The organism is Bacillus sp. N5-665 (genome assembly GCF_022637375.2).
GTDB lineage: Bacteria > Bacillota > Bacilli > Bacillales > Bacillaceae_G > Bacillus_A > Bacillus_A wiedmannii.
Map to the genome: position 1 here is coordinate 363,455 of NZ_CP093325.1, position 15,041 is coordinate 378,495.

Sequence of the window (15,041 nt, forward strand, 5' to 3'; positions counted from 1 at the left end):
TCGTATAAGGAGGTGTTGACTGTGTCATTTGCATCAGAAACAAAGAAAGAGCTAACGAATCTTGAGGTGAAGGAATGCTGTGAGAAAGCAGAATTATCAGCGTTACTTCGAATGAACGGATCGCTTTCTTTTTCAAACCGTCGTCTATCTATCGATATTCAAACGGAGAATGCGGCAATTGCAAGAAGGATTTATACGCTTTTGAAAAAAGGATATGACGTGACGGTAGAATTACTTGTTCGTAAAAAAATGCGATTGAAGAAAAATAATGTATATATTGTGCGGCTTGTTGAGAAGTCTCGCGAAATATTAGCTGATCTTCATATTGTTCGAGACGACTTTTCGTTTATCCGAAATATATCACAAGAATTGATTGAGAAGAAATGTTGTAAACGATCGTATTTACGTGGTGCATTTTTAGCAGGTGGTTCAGTAAATAACCCAGAAACATCATCTTATCATTTAGAGGTCTTTTCGTTATATAAGGAACATAATGATGCTATATGTGAACTGATGAACGGATTTGATTTAAATAGTAAGACGTTGGAAAGAAGAAAAGGGTACATTACGTATTTGAAAGAAGCAGAAAAGATTACGGAGTTTTTAAATATTATAGGCGCTCATAATGCACTTTTAAGATTTGAAGACATTCGAATCGTTCGCGATATGCGTAATTCAGTAAATCGTTTAGTGAACTGCGAAACAGCCAATTTAAATAAAACAATTGGTGCAGCGCTAAGGCAGATTGAAAATATCCGTTATATTGATGAGACGGTTGGTCTTGATATATTACCAGATAAACTGCGAGAAATTGCACAATTACGAAGAGATTATCAAGATGTAACATTGAAAGAGTTAGGCGAGATGGTATCCGGGGGGAAAATTAGTAAATCGGGTATTAATCATCGTTTGCGTAAAATCGATGAGATTGCAGAGAAATTACGCGCGGGGGAAACGGTAGCAAAAAAATAAGAGGTTAAAGGGGAAATGGAGCTGTGGTTCAAAAACGAGTTAAGGTTTCATTAAAAAACGGTTTACAAGCACGTCCGGCTGCGTTGTTTGTACAAGAGGCCAATCGCTTTCATGCGGATATCTTCATCGAGAAAGATGGAAAGACAGTGAATGCAAAGAGCATAATGGGGATTATGAGCTTAGCAATTGGAACTGGTAGCATGATAACAATTACAACAGAAGGTTCAGATGCAGAAGAAGCTTTAGAAGCATTAGCTGCATATATACAATAAGAAGCTATCGCGCATGTGCGATAGCTTTTTTGTTTTGTTGTTTGGTGTTTGTCTGTGGGGGTATGCACGTGCGGAGGTTTGACCATAAAAAAGCGCCCTATTATAGGGCGCTTCCGCTTTAAATGTATCCAGCTCCAGCGGCTAGAATCTCCGGTCGTTTCGCCCCTTCATTCGAGGCAAAAAGCGCCTCGGAATCAGGGGCTCCATCGTCCTGCGATTCTGAACGAGCCGCTTCCGCTTTTAAGTATTAACGATTTGTAAAGATCTTATCGATTAAGCCGTATTCTAGAGCTCTTTCAGCTGTCATGAAGTTGTCGCGGTCTGTGTCGCGTTGTAGTACTTCAAGTGGTTGACCTGTGCGGTCAGCAAGAATTTGGTTTAGTTTTTCACGTAAGAATAGGATACGTTTTGCAGCGATTTCGATTTCAGTCGCTTGACCTTGTGCTCCACCAAGTGGTTGGTGAATCATTACTTCACTGTTTGGAAGTGCATAACGTTTTCCTTTTTCACCTGCTGCAAGTAAGAATGCACCCATAGATGCAGCCATACCGATACAGATTGTTGATACTTGTGGTTTAATAAATTGCATTGTATCGTAAATTGCCATACCTGCTGTGATAGAACCACCAGGGCTATTGATGTAGATGTGAATATCTTTTTCTGGATCTTGAGATTCCAAGAATAAAAGCTGGGAAACGATTGAGTTAGCTACGTTGTCATCAATTGCACTACCAAGCATAATGATGCGGTCTTTTAATAGTCGAGAGTAAATATCGTAAGCGCGTTCTCCACGATTTGTTTGTTCAATTACTGTAGGAATTAAATTCATCTGTTATTTCCTCCTTCTAAAGCTTTCTTAGTCTTATAATACAATTATGGTCAATAAAGGTCAAACGAAACCACTTTAAATCAAAAAAATATGTAGTTGTACCATGAATTATTCGCTATGTTTTTGAAATTCCCTGCTTATGTATCTTCAACATCATAACCGAATTACATAAATTTAAACGTCATGAAAGCTGCATACAAAAAGAAAAGAACGCCTTTTTACTGAAGCGTTCTTTCGATATCTAATCTTTTAAAAGATAGGTTACTTTATTTAAAATCTTTTCGATGTGTTTTGCGTTTTTACTATACATTTCGCTTGCTGATTTCGACTTTGTTTCTAGGGAAAATAGTTCAAGATCAGCATGACATTTTTTTAAAGATGCTAATAATAAAGGCTTGTTTTGAGGAGAAGGCATTTGTAGTTTGTCATTATAAATGTCGATAGTAAGTTGTCCGTATGAATCCACTTGACCGAGAAAGACATTTTCAATAACAACACCGAGCTTTTCTAGTTCAGAATGTAACCAAGCACGGTTATGTCCACTAGAGGATAGAGGTTCATCTAAGACATTGCCATCCATAATAACAGTTTGCGGTTCTTTTTCATTTGGTACTTTTAACCCGATGTCTTTTGCTGTAAGTGGCTGAGAATCTTTCTTTAATAATACATTTAATTCTCCGCTCGGTTCTAAGACAGCAAATTCGACTTCAGCTATACTGAATGCACCATTTCCTCTAAGAAGTTCAAGTAATTCATCACTTGTATATTTCTCTTTCTTTAAATTATCCTCAAGTACTTTGCCGTCCTTTATTAAAACGGTAGACTTTCCTTCAAAAAAGTCTCTAGCAGTTTTGTTTTTTAAGGAAAGAATTCCAACGAAAAAAGGTACCGAGGCGAAAATAAGTATGGCAAAGACACCATGGAAAAACTTTTGATCAAGCCCTGTAGATATTTGAGCAGCGATATCACCGATTGTCATTCCCGCTATGTATTCAAAAAAGGAAAGTTGAGAGATTTGTCTTTTTCCTAAGCATTTTGTAATAGTGAATAAAATAATTAATATGAATACAGAGCGAAGGATGACAAGTGTCCATTCCGGCAGGTGAGACATAGTCATTTCCTCCAGTCTACTTAAAACCCTTTATATTGAGGTTCTTCGCGTTCTAATACTGAAACTCTATTCTGTAAATCAGCGATGATGCTGTCCATTTCTAACATACATTCATGAAATACGCGTTTTGCTTCGTTATCTGTAGAATTTAGTGAAAGGGAGCTTAAACTTGCTTGAGCGCCCCTTACACTAGCAAGGCAGGTTTTAACGCTAGCGATAACTGTCATACAAACACCTCTTATCCTTTCGGTTTGAATAGTAATGCACCAATGAATCCGAATATGATAGCAGCAGAAATACCAGCGCTTGTTACTTTAAACATTCCCGTAATGACACCGACGATGCCGTGTTTTGCAGCTTCTTCCATTGCGCCGTGAACGAGGGCATTACCGAAACTTGTAATAGGTACAGTTGCCCCGGCTCCAGCAAAGTCGATTAATGGTTCATACAGGTTGAATCCGTCCAGTATAGCACCGGCAACAACGAGTGTTGCCATTGTATGAGCGGGTGTTAGCTTGCCAACATCAAACATAAGTTGGCCAATTACACATATGAGTCCGCCGATGACGAAAGCCCAGAAAAAAATCATTGCGTTGCACCTCCAAATTCAATCGAAACGGCGTGAGCGATACATGGAATCGTTTCTTCTTGTTGGAATGTAAGTGGAGATAGTAAAGCGCCTGTCGCAACGACAAGTATTTTTTTGAACTCTCCTCTTTTCATTCGGTTTAATAAATGACCGTATACAACTGTTGCAGAACATCCTGGTCCGCTAGCACCAGCTATGACAGGTTGTCCTTCTCTATAGATGAGTAGCCCGCAATCTTGAAACTGTTCGCTTGTCACTTTTGTTCCGTGTTTATGTAGTAAGTCATAAGCAATTTCGCGTCCGACATGTCCTAGGTCGCCTGTTACGATTAAATCGTAGTAAGAGGCATCAATTTGGCGTTCGCGCAAGTGGGCTTCAATTGTATCGACGGCAGCTGGAGCCATCGCACCGCCCATATTAAACGGATCCGTTAGTCCCATATCAACCACTCGTCCGATTGTTGCAGATGTTACCCTAGGACCATGTCCAGTGTCACTTAAAATAGCCGCGCCTGCCCCGGTTACTGTCCATTGTGCGGTAGGAGGCTTTTGACCGCCGTATTCAGTTGGATAGCGGAATTGTTTTTCTACCGCGGTGTTATGGCTTGATGCCCCAGTTAATAAATATTTTGCACCTTTTGCATTTACGATACTTGCCCCAAGTGCTAAACCTTCCATAGAAGTAGAACAAGCACCGAATAATCCAAGATAAGGAGTGCCGAGTGTACGACAAGCAAAGCTTGTAGGAGTAATTTGATTAATTAAATCTCCTGCAAGTACGAATTGGATATCATCTTTACGAAGTTCTGCTTTTTCAGTAGCTCGGCTACAAGCTTCTTCGAATAAAATTTTATGTGCTTTTTCATAGGAATCCTGTCCGAGCCATAAATCTTCATGAAGGATATCGAAGTCTTCTGGGATTTTCCCTTTCGCTTCAAACGGCCCGCCAACGACTCCTGTCGAAATAATAACTGGTTTGTTTTCAAATACCCACGTTCGGTGTCCTTGTAACATTTATAGCCCTCCCCATTGAACGAGAATCGTTTTAATAAGTGCGATGACGAAAGCCGAAAATACACCAAACAAAATAACGGATCCAGCTAATTTAAACATGTTACCGCCAACACCAAGGACGAACCCTTCCGTTCGGTGTTCGATACATGCGGCAATAACAGAGTTACCAAATCCAGTGACAGGTACAGCTGTGCCTGCTCCAGCAAACTGTCCAAACCGATCGTATATACCGAATCCAGTTAGTAACATGGAAATGAAAATGAGAGTTGCGACTGTTGGATTTCCTGCTGAACGCTCAGTGAAATCAAAATATGTGATATAAAACGTAGAAATGAGTTGTCCGATGAAGCAAATAAAACCACCGACGAAAAAGGCTTTAATACAATTTTTCAAGACAGGGCGCTTCGGTTCGCGTTCTTGCTCGAATTTTTTATACTCTTGTTGCACAGGGGTTAAGTTCTTATCTTTACTAGACATTGCGATCCTTCCTTTTCTATTAAAAAGCGTTAAGTGTTAGACTCCATTTTTTTCCCAATGAGTTTTAATTGCTTATTGATCTCGTCTTTAGATACTTCTTTTTTCTTAATTTTGCTCTCAAGCTTTTCGAGTAACATAAAGATTTTTTTATCTGTACTTACACGAACATCGAAAGTAGGATGTTCATCACTTAGTTGCTTTTGAAGCTTCTTACGCAAAGCTTTTAATCCAAACCTTTCGTGATGCTCAGGTAGAACTGCTATGTAGAGATCTAAATTTGAATTCACTGCTGTGCTTTTTATAATTTCATCCATAGCGAGAGCCCTTTTCTTGGCTCCTTGTGATATAGATTGATTAAAGGATTCCGTACTCGTCTTTGTTAATTTGGGACTTTTTTCTTTCTCCGTTCGTTTTGCTTCTTCTTTCACTTTTTTATCTAAGGGACTATTATCACATCCGGCAAAAGAGCTACATAGAAGGGCAAATAAAGCGGTTATGAGGCCGAGTTTTCGCATGATTATCATTCCATTTCTATTGCAATATGTAATGTGATAGAAAAAGGATGACTGCATATCATCCTTTTTCTATTTCACAGCATGACGAATCTGTTATTGCTGTGAGTATTGTGGTTCTTCTTGTTGGACTTCTTCAACGCGTGGGTTTAAAGAATCGATAATCGTTTGCGTTTGTTGCGCAGCTGTTTGGAAAAGTTGCTTCGCTTGTTGGTTATCCGTATCAAGAGCGAATCCCTCCAAGCTAGCTTGTGCACTTTTTAATCCAGAAACAGTTTGCTTTAGTTTTGTAATTACAGTCATTGAATGAAGCCCCCTTTGGAATATCAATTCAAAGATTATAATTTGTGAGTTGGGGTGAATTTATGATTGGGAATTTTAGGGATGTATCATGTTTAAATTACAATTTTGTAATGAATATGTAAGGATAAGCGATAGTGGAAAAAAACTATTTCTCCTAGAATAAAGAAGGTAAAACAAGTTAGAAGGATATTTTAAGGAGAGAAAAATGAAAAAAATATTATTAGGTTTAATTGGAATATTTATATTAGTTATTGGTGTGGCAAGCTTTTCTCATAATGAGATAACAGATAGGTATAATCCGCTTGTAAAAGAGGACTTTGTATATGTAAAAGCGAAAGAATCGGGTCGACTATCCAGAGTAGGTAAGGTAGCTGGAGACTATAAACTTACTGGTTATTACGCTTCAGGTGAAGGAAGAGACGTTAAGTTTTATGCACCCCGTGGGCTTAGAGAGGGAGCATATGTAAAGGTTAAAACGAAAGGGGAATATATTGAAACATATCAAGAAGTACAGCCTAATGAAATCCCAAAAGAGATTAAAGAGAAATTAGATAAATAAGATGGGTAAGAATTGCCTCCTAAATGTAGAAATTAGGGGGCGTTTTTATGTAGAAAATAGCTTATATATAATGTGCTATCAAAGAGTTTTTATTGATTTAAATGGTTTTTATTGCTATTATTATGAAGAGAAAATAGAGTATAATTTATAATCATGCGCCCATAGCTCAGTCGGATAGAGCGGTGGTTTCCGGTACCACGTCTGCCGGGGGTTCGAATCCCTCTGGGCGCGTTATGTATTGTTGGTGTTACGTGTTGAAAATAGATAGTAAATTTAAAACAACCTCTTGTATGTGATTAGAAATAATCGTGTATAGGGGGTTTTTGTTATGGCCCTACAAGGTTCTTCTGTTAATTTTGTAATGAGTTTATACTAAAATTATCTAAAACTTATAGTATGAGGGGATTGCAGGTGCGTAAAATTAGTGGATATTTAAGCATTTTAGGGGATAACGAACGTAGAACCGTTGCTGTATCTGATTCTGGTGAAATTACAGGCGATGAGATGTTGAAATTCATGTTAAATATGGAATTGCACTATAAAGAAATTGATAGGGATTGTTTTGGACCTAGTCACTATTTGCCTAGCGGAGACTACCATAAGGATTTAATAGCGATTGTCTTTACGGCTGAAATGATGTTAGACGAAATGGAATTAGAAGGTGAATGGCCTGCTGAAGAAGGGGATGTTATATTTAACGAAGCATAATGAATCTATCTGCATAAAAAGGTCTGCACTTACAAATATAAGTGCAGACCTTTTTTATTAATGGTTGTTATATCTGATAATAAGATTTACTATTAGTATGTGGTAATAATTTTTATCGCGCTATTATTTTCTTTCAATATTATTCAAATTTCGGTTGTAAGTTGTAAATCTCATTAATACATATAAATTAATAATATTTTGGAATGGGTGTCTGTGATAGCATTCTCCTTTTACCAAACTTATTGTACAATAGAAACAAGGGGGAGATTAGTTTGAAGGCAAGTCTTTTACAAGAACAAAGCTTACGTTTGGCAATGACACAAGAGTTAAGGCAAGCGATTACAATGCTCCAGTATAATGTACAAGAATTATCGGAGTTTTTGTATGAGCAATCGTTAGAGAATCCCCTTATTGAGTTAGGTGGTTTTGAGAGGGAGAAGAAAAAGAGCTCTAACAACAGTAAAAGTACCAGCAAACAAGTCGAGAATCAGATGGAAATCTACAGTGTGGATTCAACAACGATTCAACAACATTTATTAAATCAAATACAGTATTATAAAATAGATGAAGAAGAGAGAAAATTAGCTTCTTTCATTATTATGAACATGGATGGAAATGGGTATTTACAAGAAACGAACGAAGAGTTAGCGGAGCTCCTTTCCGCACCGATCCATGTAGTCGACCGCTCTGTAGAGCTTGTCCAATCACTCGAGCCAGCAGGGGTAGGAGCGCGTAATATTCAGGAATGTCTAACTTTGCAATTGAAGCGCTTACAAAGACGGAATGGATTAGCGGAAGAGGTTATAGAGGATCACTTCGCTTATTTCGTGAAGAAAGATTGGCGAAAGCTCGTTCAAGTGTTGAAGTGTAGTAATGAAGAATTGCAATCGGCGGTGAACTGTATTACGTCATTACAGCCGAAACCAGGTCTTGCGTTTTCTTCTGATAAACCACTTTATATTGTGCCTGATATGGCGGTGAAAAAAGATGGTGATCGTCTCGTTTTACAAATGAACGAGAGAAATATGCCGAGAATTGAAATTCATTCTGAGTATAGTGCGCTTCTGAATAATAGTGAAAGTGAAGTAGCATCTTACGTATCAGAAAAGTATCAGCATGTGCAGTGGATTATGCGCAGTTTAAAACAGAGAAAACAAACGCTTCTGCAAGTGATGACTATTATTATGGAAAAACAACGTGATTTCTTCTGGGAAGGTCCAGAATATTTAAAACCGCTTGCTTTAAAAGAGGTAGCGGAAGAGTTAAGTGTGCATGAATCTACAATTAGTCGTGCAACGCGAAATAAATATGTGCAAACACCACACGGTTTATTTGAGATGAAATCGTTCTTTAGTAATGCTGTTTCGACTACTGAGGATGAAGCAGTTTCTACAAAGCGTGTGAAACGATTTATCCAAAAGCTTGTTGAGGCAGAGAATAAGAAAAAGCCACTTTCAGATCAAAAGATTTCAAAATTATTAGAAGAAGAGCATGAAATCATTATTTCTCGAAGAACAGTGGCGAAGTATAGAGAACAAATGCACATTCCAGCGTCGTCATTACGAAAAACGATCGGATAGGTGAAGAATATGAAAGTTGTACTGTATACAAAAAAAGATTGTGGCCTTTGCGTGCAGGCGAAACAAGTTTTACAGGAAGTACAATATGAATATTCTTTTCAAATCGAGGAAATAGATATATATGAAGATAATGACCTTTTGGAGAAGTATCATTTAATGATTCCGGTTGTAGAAATAGGCGGGAAACAGGTAGAATATGGTAACATTCACAAAGGTGTCATAATAAACTATATAAACAATGCAGTTAAGAGTTGAATAAGTTTCTATCTCCTGTTACAATAATACACGTAGCAGGGATTATTTTTTTAACCTATGTGGGACACAAAATGTCACTACGGGACGTAAGGTGACCACGAGGAAAAATGAACCAATGTAGTGAGGAGAAAAGATATGCGCTCATGGATTCAGAACACAAAAAAATTATTACCTGATCTGCTACCTGTTATGCAAACGAGAATGCAAATTCTTCAATACATTAGGCTCATGCAGCCGATTGGAAGAAGAAACTTGTCAGCAAGTCTCGGTATGACAGAACGAGTATTGCGAAGTGAAGTTCAAGTTTTGAAAGAACAAAACTTAGTTCACGTCGCTTCTTCTGGAATGACTTTGACAGAAGAAGGAACAGCTTTAGTTCTTGCTTTGGAAGACTTTATGAAAGAAATTTCCGGGTTAAAGGTTTTAGAAAAGCAACTTAAGGAAACATTAGACTTGGATGAAGTTTTCGTTGTCCCTGGTGATAGTGATGAATCACCTTGGGTCAAACTGGAGATGGGCCGTGCTTGTGTGACTTGTATAAAAGACCGTCTGACAGCGAATAATATCGTTGCTGTGGCTGGAGGAACTACGCTAGCTGCTGCTGCGGACATGATGCAGCTTGATTGCAAAGATTTACATATGCTATTTGTCCCAGCGCGTGGTGGAATTGGAGAGGGCGTCGAATTAGAAGCCAATACCATTTGTGCCAAGATGGCGCAAAATACGATGAGTAATTATCGCTTATTGTATGTTCCAGACCATGTTAGTAGCGAAGCATATGCGTCTATTGTGACAGAGCCTTCCGTGAAAGAAGTTCTTGAGTTGATTCGATCTTCCAATATCGTCATTCATGGAATAGGTGATGCGTTAACAATGGCACGTCGCAGAAATACTTCAGAAGCAGATTGGTTAAAGATTCAAGCAAGCGAAGCAGTAGGCGAAGCTTTCGGTTACTACTTTAATGAACAAGGAAATGTTGTTCATAAAGTAAGAACAGTTGGTATGCAACTTGAGGATTTACAACATGTATCTCACGTTGTTGCAGTCGCTGGAGGTTCTTCAAAGGCAAAGGCAATACAGGCTGTAATTAAACAAGGGCACACTTCAATTCTAATTACAGATGAAGGTGCAGCAAAACAGTTAACAAAGGGTATTACCCTTTAATATAATCCCCCAAGGAGGAAATTCAAATGACTAAAATTGGTATTAATGGATTTGGACGTATCGGACGTAACGTATTCCGCGCAGCTCTTAACAACTCTGAGGTAGAAGTAGTAGCAATCAACGACTTAACAGATGCTAAAACATTAGCTCACCTTTTAAAATATGACACAGTTCACGGAACTTTAAATGCAGAAGTATCTGCTAACGAAAACAGCATCGTTGTTAACGGTAAAGAAATTAAAGTTATCGCTGAGCGTGACCCAGCTCAATTACCATGGAGCGACTACGGAGTAGAAGTAGTAGTAGAATCTACTGGCCGTTTCACTAAAAAATCAGACGCTGAAAAACACTTAGGTGGATCAGTTAAGAAAGTTATCATCTCAGCTCCAGCTTCTGACGAAGATATCACTGTAGTTATGGGTGTTAACCACGAACAATACGATGCAGCTAACCACAACGTAGTATCTAACGCTTCTTGTACTACAAACTGTCTAGCTCCATTCGCTAAAGTATTAAACGAAAAATTCGGCGTAAAACGCGGAATGATGACAACAATTCACTCTTACACTAACGACCAACAAATCTTAGACTTACCACACAAAGATTTACGTCGTGCTCGTGCAGCAGCTGAAAACATGATCCCAACATCTACTGGTGCAGCTAAAGCTGTAGCATTAGTATTACCAGAACTTAAAGGTAAATTAAACGGTGGCGCTGTACGTGTTCCAACTGCTAACGTTTCTCTTGTTGACTTAGTTGTTGAACTTGACAAAGAAGTAACAGTTGAAGATGTAAACGCAGCATTCAAAGCAGCAGCTGAAGGCGAATTAAAAGGTATCCTTGGATACAGCGAAGAGCCATTAGTATCTATCGACTATAACGGATGTACAGCTTCTTCTACAATCGATGCATTATCTACAATGGTAATGGAAGGTAACATGGTTAAAGTACTTTCTTGGTACGATAACGAAACTGGTTACTCTAACCGCGTAGTAGACCTAGCAGCATACATGACTTCTAAAGGTCTTTAATTCTTAATTATATAAGTAATCAATGACAAAACGAGGGAGAGGGTTTGTTCCCTCTCTCTCTTCTTTCGTTTTAAAAGCAAATGTGTTAAGCTTTTGAGTGGGTTTTGTCAATCCTAACTAGTAGTCGGAGGGAAATCCAATGAACAAAAAATCAATTCGTGACGTAGATTTAAAAGGTAAGCGTGTATTTTGCCGCGTTGATTTCAACGTACCTATGAAAGAAGGCAAAATTACAGATGAAACTCGTATCCGTGCAGCTCTTCCTACAATTCAATATTTAGTAGAGCAAGGTGCGAAAGTTATTTTAGCAAGTCACTTAGGCCGTCCAAAAGGTCAAGCAGTAGAAGAATTACGTCTTACTCCGGTAGCAGCACGTTTAGGCGAGCTTCTTGGTAAAGATGTTAAAAAAGCAGACGAAGCATTCGGACCAGTTGCACAAGAAATGGTTGCAGCAATGAACGAAGGCGACGTATTAGTTCTTGAAAACGTACGTTTCTATGCGGGCGAAGAAAAGAACGATGCAGAACTTGCGAAAGAATTTGCAGCTCTTGCTGATATCTTCGTAAACGATGCATTCGGTGCAGCTCACCGTGCTCACGCTTCTACAGCAGGTATCGCAGACTACCTACCAGCAGTATCTGGATTATTAATGGAAAAAGAGTTAGATGTACTTGGAAAAGCACTTTCTAACCCAGAACGTCCATTCACAGCTATCATTGGTGGTGCGAAAGTAAAAGATAAAATCGGTGTAATTCGTCATCTATTAGACAAAGTAGATAACTTAATCATCGGTGGCGGACTTGCTTACACATTCGTTAAAGCTTTAGGTCATGAAATTGGTCTATCTCTATGTGAAGACGACAAGATCGAACTAGCTAAAGAATTTATGCAACTTGCAAAAGAAAAAGGCGTAAACTTCTACATGCCAGTTGATGTTGTAATCACAGAGGAATTCTCTGAAACTGCAACAACTCAAATCGTAGGTATCGACTCTATTCCTTCTACATGGGAAGGCGTGGACATCGGTCCTAAAACACGTGAAATTTATGCAGATGTAATTAAAAATTCTAAGCTTGTTGTATGGAATGGACCAATGGGTGTATTCGAAATGACTCCATTCGCAGAAGGTACAAAAGCAGTAGGACAAGCATTAGCAGATGCAGAAGATACATACTCTGTTATCGGCGGTGGTGACTCTGCAGCAGCTGTTGAAAAATTCGGTATGGCTGATAAAATGAGCCACATTTCTACTGGCGGCGGTGCGTCATTAGAATTCATGGAAGGTAAAGAGCTTCCAGGTGTAGTTTGTCTTAACGACAAATAAGTAGCAGCCAAAGAAAAAGGACGGTGCAAAGCATGCGTAAACCAATTATCGCAGGTAACTGGAAAATGAATAAAACTCTATCTGAAGCAGTTAGCTTCGTAGAGGAAGTTAAAGGTCAAATCCCAGCAGCTTCAGCTGTTGATGCAGTAGTTTGCTCTCCAGCTCTATTCTTAGAGCGTTTAGTAGCAGCAACTGAAGGAACTGATTTACAAGTAGGTGCACAAAACATGCACTTCGAAAAAAATGGTGCATTCACTGGTGAAATTAGCCCAGTAGCACTTAGCGACTTAAAAGTAGGCTACGTAGTACTTGGCCACTCTGAGCGTCGTGAAATGTTTGCTGAAACAGACGAGTCAGTAAACAAAAAGACTCTTGCAGCATTTGAACATGGTTTAACACCAATCGTATGTTGTGGTGAGACTTTAGAAGAGCGCGAAAGCGGAAAAACATTTGATCTAGTAGCAGGTCAAGTGACAAAAGCACTTGCAGGTTTAACAGAAGAGCAAGTTAAAGCAACTGTTATCGCTTATGAGCCAATCTGGGCTATCGGTACAGGTAAATCTTCTTCTTCTGCAGATGCAAACGAAGTATGTGCGCACATCCGTAAAGTTGTTGCAGAAGCTGTTTCTACAGAAGCTGCAGAAGCTGTTCGTATTCAATACGGCGGTAGCGTAAAACCAGAAAACATTAAAGAGTATATGGCACAATCTGACATCGACGGCGCTTTAGTTGGCGGTGCTAGCTTAGAGCCTGCTTCGTTCTTAGGTCTTCTGGGGGCGGTAAAATGAGAAAGCCAACAGCTTTAATCATTCTTGATGGTTTCGGACTACGTGAAGAAACTCATGGGAATGCTGTAGCACAAGCTAAGAAACCTAATTTTGATGGTTACTGGAACAAATTCCCTCACACAACGCTTACAGCTTGTGGTGAGGAAGTAGGTCTTCCAGAAGGTCAAATGGGTAACTCTGAGGTTGGTCACTTAAATATCGGTGCTGGCCGCATCGTATATCAAAGCTTAACACGCGTAAACGTTGCAATTCGTGAAGGTGAGTTCGATCAGAACGAAACTTTCCAAAATGCAATTAAAAGCGTAAAAGAAAAAGGTACTGCTCTTCATTTATTCGGTTTACTTTCTGATGGTGGTGTGCACAGTCACATGAACCATATGTTTGCTCTTCTTCGCTTAGCAGCAAAAGAAGGCGTGGAGAAAGTTTATATCCATGCATTCTTAGACGGCCGCGATGTTGGACCACAAACAGCAAAAGGTTATATCGATGCAACAAATGAAGTAATTAAAGAAACAGGAGTAGGACAATTCGCGACTATCTCTGGTCGTTATTACTCCATGGACCGTGACAAGCGTTGGGATCGCGTAGAAAAATGTTACAGTGCTATGGTGAATGGTGAAGGCCCTACTTATAAATCAGCAGAAGAGTGTGTAGAAGACTCTTATGCGAACGGTATCTATGATGAATTCGTATTGCCGTCTGTAATTGTTAACGAAGATAACACGCCAGTTGCAACAATCAATGATGATGATGCAGTTATCTTCTATAACTTCCGTCCAGACCGTGCAATTCAAATTGCTCGTGTATTTACAAACGAAGACTTCCGTGAGTTCGATCGTGGTGAAAAAGTACCTCACATTCCTGAATTCGTTTGTATGACACATTTCAGTGAAACTGTAGATGGTTACGTGGCATTCAAGCCAATGAACCTTGATAACACATTAGGTGAAGTTGTTGCGCAAGCGGGATTAAAGCAACTTCGCATCGCGGAAACTGAAAAGTATCCGCACGTTACATTCTTCTTTAGTGGTGGTCGTGAGGCTGAATTCCCAGGAGAAGAGCGTATTTTAATTAACTCACCGAAGGTTGCAACGTATGACTTGAAACCTGAAATGAGCATTTACGAAGTAACGGACGCTTTAGTAAATGAAATCGAAAATGATAAACATGATGTTATCATTCTTAACTTTGCAAACTGTGATATGGTTGGCCATTCTGGGATGATGGAACCAACAATTAAAGCAGTAGAAGCAACTGACGAATGTTTAGGAAAAGTTGTAGAAGCGATTCTTGCAAAAGATGGTGTAGCACTTATTACTGCTGACCATGGTAATGCTGATCAGGAGTTAACTGCTGATGGTGGACCAATGACAGCTCATACAACTAACCCGGTTCCTTTCATCGTTACAAAAAATGATGTAGAGCTTCGTGAAGGTGGTATTTTAGGAGATATCGCTCCAACAATGCTTACGCTTTTAAATGTGGAACAACCGAAAGAAATGACAGGTAAAACAATTATTAAATAATTTGCTTATATAAAAAGGAGAGAATTTA

Annotated in this window: 19 protein-coding genes and 1 tRNA gene; 12 read left to right on the forward strand and 8 right to left on the reverse strand. The window is 39.0% G+C overall.

The genetic code is table 11. The annotated features are described in order from the left end of the window. Nucleotides 1-21 precede the first annotated feature (21 nt). Complete coding sequence (whiA, locus tag MNO09_RS04030) at nt 22-972, forward strand: DNA-binding protein WhiA (RefSeq protein ID WP_000006568.1); 951 nt, start codon at nt 22-24, stop codon at nt 970-972. Between the two features lie 23 nt (nt 973-995). Further along, nucleotides 996-1,244, forward strand: coding sequence for an HPr family phosphocarrier protein (locus tag MNO09_RS04035; RefSeq protein WP_000250305.1), 249 nt, complete (start codon nt 996-998; stop codon nt 1,242-1,244). 247 nt (nt 1,245-1,491) lie between these two features. On the opposite strand, the gene clpP is transcribed toward MNO09_RS04035, so the two are convergent. From clpP to MNO09_RS04075, 8 genes are all read right to left on the reverse strand, one after another. Continuing rightward, nucleotides 1,492-2,073: an ATP-dependent Clp endopeptidase proteolytic subunit ClpP gene (gene clpP, locus MNO09_RS04040; RefSeq protein ID WP_001049163.1), complete on the reverse strand. Its 582-nt coding sequence runs from the start codon at nt 2,071-2,073 to the stop codon at nt 1,492-1,494. Between the two features lie 241 nt (nt 2,074-2,314). Continuing rightward, nucleotides 2,315-3,184 (reverse strand): DUF421 domain-containing protein, encoded by an 870-nt coding sequence (locus MNO09_RS04045; RefSeq protein WP_000018937.1) that lies wholly within the window; start codon nt 3,182-3,184, stop codon nt 2,315-2,317. 20 nt (nt 3,185-3,204) lie between these two features. Then, nucleotides 3,205-3,411 carry a DUF1657 domain-containing protein gene (locus MNO09_RS04050; RefSeq protein ID WP_000215919.1) on the reverse strand — a complete coding sequence of 69 codons (207 nt, stop codon included), beginning with the start codon at nt 3,409-3,411 and terminating at the stop codon, nt 3,205-3,207. 11 nt (nt 3,412-3,422) lie between these two features. Beyond that, the gene (gene spoVAE, locus MNO09_RS04055; RefSeq protein ID WP_000575918.1) at nt 3,423-3,773 is read right to left on the reverse strand and encodes a stage V sporulation protein AE; all 351 of its coding nucleotides are present in this window, start codon (nt 3,771-3,773) and stop codon (nt 3,423-3,425) included. After that, nucleotides 3,770-4,786, reverse strand: coding sequence for a stage V sporulation protein AD (gene spoVAD / locus MNO09_RS04060; protein WP_000938954.1), 1,017 nt, complete (start codon nt 4,784-4,786; stop codon nt 3,770-3,772). Before spoVAD ends, spoVAE begins: the two co-directional genes overlap by 4 nt. Then, nucleotides 4,787-5,263 (reverse strand): stage V sporulation protein AC, encoded by a 477-nt coding sequence (gene spoVAC, locus MNO09_RS04065; RefSeq protein ID WP_000095399.1) that lies wholly within the window; start codon nt 5,261-5,263, stop codon nt 4,787-4,789. Nucleotides 5,264-5,292: 29 nt separating this feature from the next. Then, entirely contained in the window at nt 5,293-5,778 is a 486-nt protein-coding gene (locus tag MNO09_RS04070; RefSeq protein ID WP_001228534.1) for a YhcN/YlaJ family sporulation lipoprotein, read from the reverse strand. Nucleotides 5,779-5,871: 93 nt separating this feature from the next. Beyond that, nucleotides 5,872-6,078, reverse strand: a complete 207-nt coding sequence (locus MNO09_RS04075) for a DUF1657 domain-containing protein (RefSeq protein ID WP_000216166.1) — start codon at nt 6,076-6,078, stop codon at nt 5,872-5,874. 205 nt (nt 6,079-6,283) lie between these two features. Here MNO09_RS04075 and MNO09_RS04080 point away from each other — a divergent pair, with 205 nt between their 5' ends. From MNO09_RS04080 to gpmI, 10 genes are all read left to right on the forward strand, one after another. Continuing rightward, nucleotides 6,284-6,637: a YxeA family protein gene (locus MNO09_RS04080; protein ID WP_000722241.1), complete on the forward strand. Its 354-nt coding sequence runs from the start codon at nt 6,284-6,286 to the stop codon at nt 6,635-6,637. Nucleotides 6,638-6,792: 155 nt separating this feature from the next. Then, nucleotides 6,793-6,868, forward strand: a tRNA-Arg gene (locus MNO09_RS04085). Between the two features lie 180 nt (nt 6,869-7,048). Continuing rightward, nucleotides 7,049-7,345 carry a hypothetical protein gene (locus MNO09_RS04090; protein ID WP_001226875.1) on the forward strand — a complete coding sequence of 99 codons (297 nt, stop codon included), beginning with the start codon at nt 7,049-7,051 and terminating at the stop codon, nt 7,343-7,345. Between the two features lie 272 nt (nt 7,346-7,617). Beyond that, nucleotides 7,618-8,925 (forward strand): RNA polymerase factor sigma-54, encoded by a 1,308-nt coding sequence (rpoN, locus tag MNO09_RS04095; protein WP_000647950.1) that lies wholly within the window; start codon nt 7,618-7,620, stop codon nt 8,923-8,925. 9 nt (nt 8,926-8,934) lie between these two features. Further along, nucleotides 8,935-9,180 carry a glutaredoxin family protein gene (locus MNO09_RS04100; RefSeq protein ID WP_000869735.1) on the forward strand — a complete coding sequence of 82 codons (246 nt, stop codon included), beginning with the start codon at nt 8,935-8,937 and terminating at the stop codon, nt 9,178-9,180. A 135-nt stretch (nt 9,181-9,315) separates the two neighbouring features. Further along, nucleotides 9,316-10,344, forward strand: a complete 1,029-nt coding sequence (gene cggR / locus MNO09_RS04105; RefSeq protein ID WP_001258183.1) for a gapA transcriptional regulator CggR — start codon at nt 9,316-9,318, stop codon at nt 10,342-10,344. A gap of 26 nt (nt 10,345-10,370) precedes the next feature. Further along, nucleotides 10,371-11,375, forward strand: a complete 1,005-nt coding sequence (gene gap / locus MNO09_RS04110) for a type I glyceraldehyde-3-phosphate dehydrogenase (RefSeq protein WP_000161234.1) — start codon at nt 10,371-10,373, stop codon at nt 11,373-11,375. Between the two features lie 139 nt (nt 11,376-11,514). After that, on the forward strand, nt 11,515-12,699 hold the full coding sequence (locus MNO09_RS04115; protein WP_001036333.1) for a phosphoglycerate kinase: 1,185 nt from the start codon (nt 11,515-11,517) through the stop codon (nt 12,697-12,699). A 32-nt stretch (nt 12,700-12,731) separates the two neighbouring features. Continuing rightward, nucleotides 12,732-13,487 (forward strand): triose-phosphate isomerase, encoded by a 756-nt coding sequence (tpiA, locus tag MNO09_RS04120; protein ID WP_001231043.1) that lies wholly within the window; start codon nt 12,732-12,734, stop codon nt 13,485-13,487. Beyond that, complete coding sequence (gene gpmI, locus MNO09_RS04125; RefSeq protein ID WP_001231145.1) at nt 13,484-15,013, forward strand: 2,3-bisphosphoglycerate-independent phosphoglycerate mutase; 1,530 nt, start codon at nt 13,484-13,486, stop codon at nt 15,011-15,013. The genes tpiA and gpmI overlap by 4 nt, the downstream gene beginning before the upstream one ends. Nucleotides 15,014-15,041: the final 28 nt, after the last annotated feature.

What these genes read in the sequence shown, in the direction of transcription:
- clpP (WP_001049163.1), bottom strand. Translation starts at nt 2,073, where the DNA reads ATGAATTTAATTCCTACAGTAATTGAACAAACAAATCGTGGAGAACGC.
- MNO09_RS04045 (WP_000018937.1), bottom strand. Translation starts at nt 3,184, where the DNA reads ATGTCTCACCTGCCGGAATGGACACTTGTCATCCTTCGCTCTGTATTC.
- MNO09_RS04050 (WP_000215919.1), bottom strand. Translation starts at nt 3,411, where the DNA reads ATGACAGTTATCGCTAGCGTTAAAACCTGCCTTGCTAGTGTAAGGGGC.
- spoVAE (WP_000575918.1), bottom strand. Translation starts at nt 3,773, where the DNA reads ATGATTTTTTTCTGGGCTTTCGTCATCGGCGGACTCATATGTGTAATT.
- spoVAD (WP_000938954.1), bottom strand. Translation starts at nt 4,786, where the DNA reads ATGTTACAAGGACACCGAACGTGGGTATTTGAAAACAAACCAGTTATT.
- spoVAC (WP_000095399.1), bottom strand. Translation starts at nt 5,263, where the DNA reads ATGTCTAGTAAAGATAAGAACTTAACCCCTGTGCAACAAGAGTATAAA.
- MNO09_RS04070 (WP_001228534.1), bottom strand. Translation starts at nt 5,778, where the DNA reads ATGCGAAAACTCGGCCTCATAACCGCTTTATTTGCCCTTCTATGTAGC.
- MNO09_RS04075 (WP_000216166.1), bottom strand. Translation starts at nt 6,078, where the DNA reads ATGACTGTAATTACAAAACTAAAGCAAACTGTTTCTGGATTAAAAAGT.
- MNO09_RS04080 (WP_000722241.1), top strand. Translation starts at nt 6,284, where the DNA reads ATGAAAAAAATATTATTAGGTTTAATTGGAATATTTATATTAGTTATT.
- MNO09_RS04100 (WP_000869735.1), top strand. Translation starts at nt 8,935, where the DNA reads ATGAAAGTTGTACTGTATACAAAAAAAGATTGTGGCCTTTGCGTGCAG.
- cggR (WP_001258183.1), top strand. Translation starts at nt 9,316, where the DNA reads ATGCGCTCATGGATTCAGAACACAAAAAAATTATTACCTGATCTGCTA.
- gap (WP_000161234.1), top strand. Translation starts at nt 10,371, where the DNA reads ATGACTAAAATTGGTATTAATGGATTTGGACGTATCGGACGTAACGTA.
- MNO09_RS04115 (WP_001036333.1), top strand. Translation starts at nt 11,515, where the DNA reads ATGAACAAAAAATCAATTCGTGACGTAGATTTAAAAGGTAAGCGTGTA.
- tpiA (WP_001231043.1), top strand. Translation starts at nt 12,732, where the DNA reads ATGCGTAAACCAATTATCGCAGGTAACTGGAAAATGAATAAAACTCTA.
- gpmI (WP_001231145.1), top strand. Translation starts at nt 13,484, where the DNA reads ATGAGAAAGCCAACAGCTTTAATCATTCTTGATGGTTTCGGACTACGT.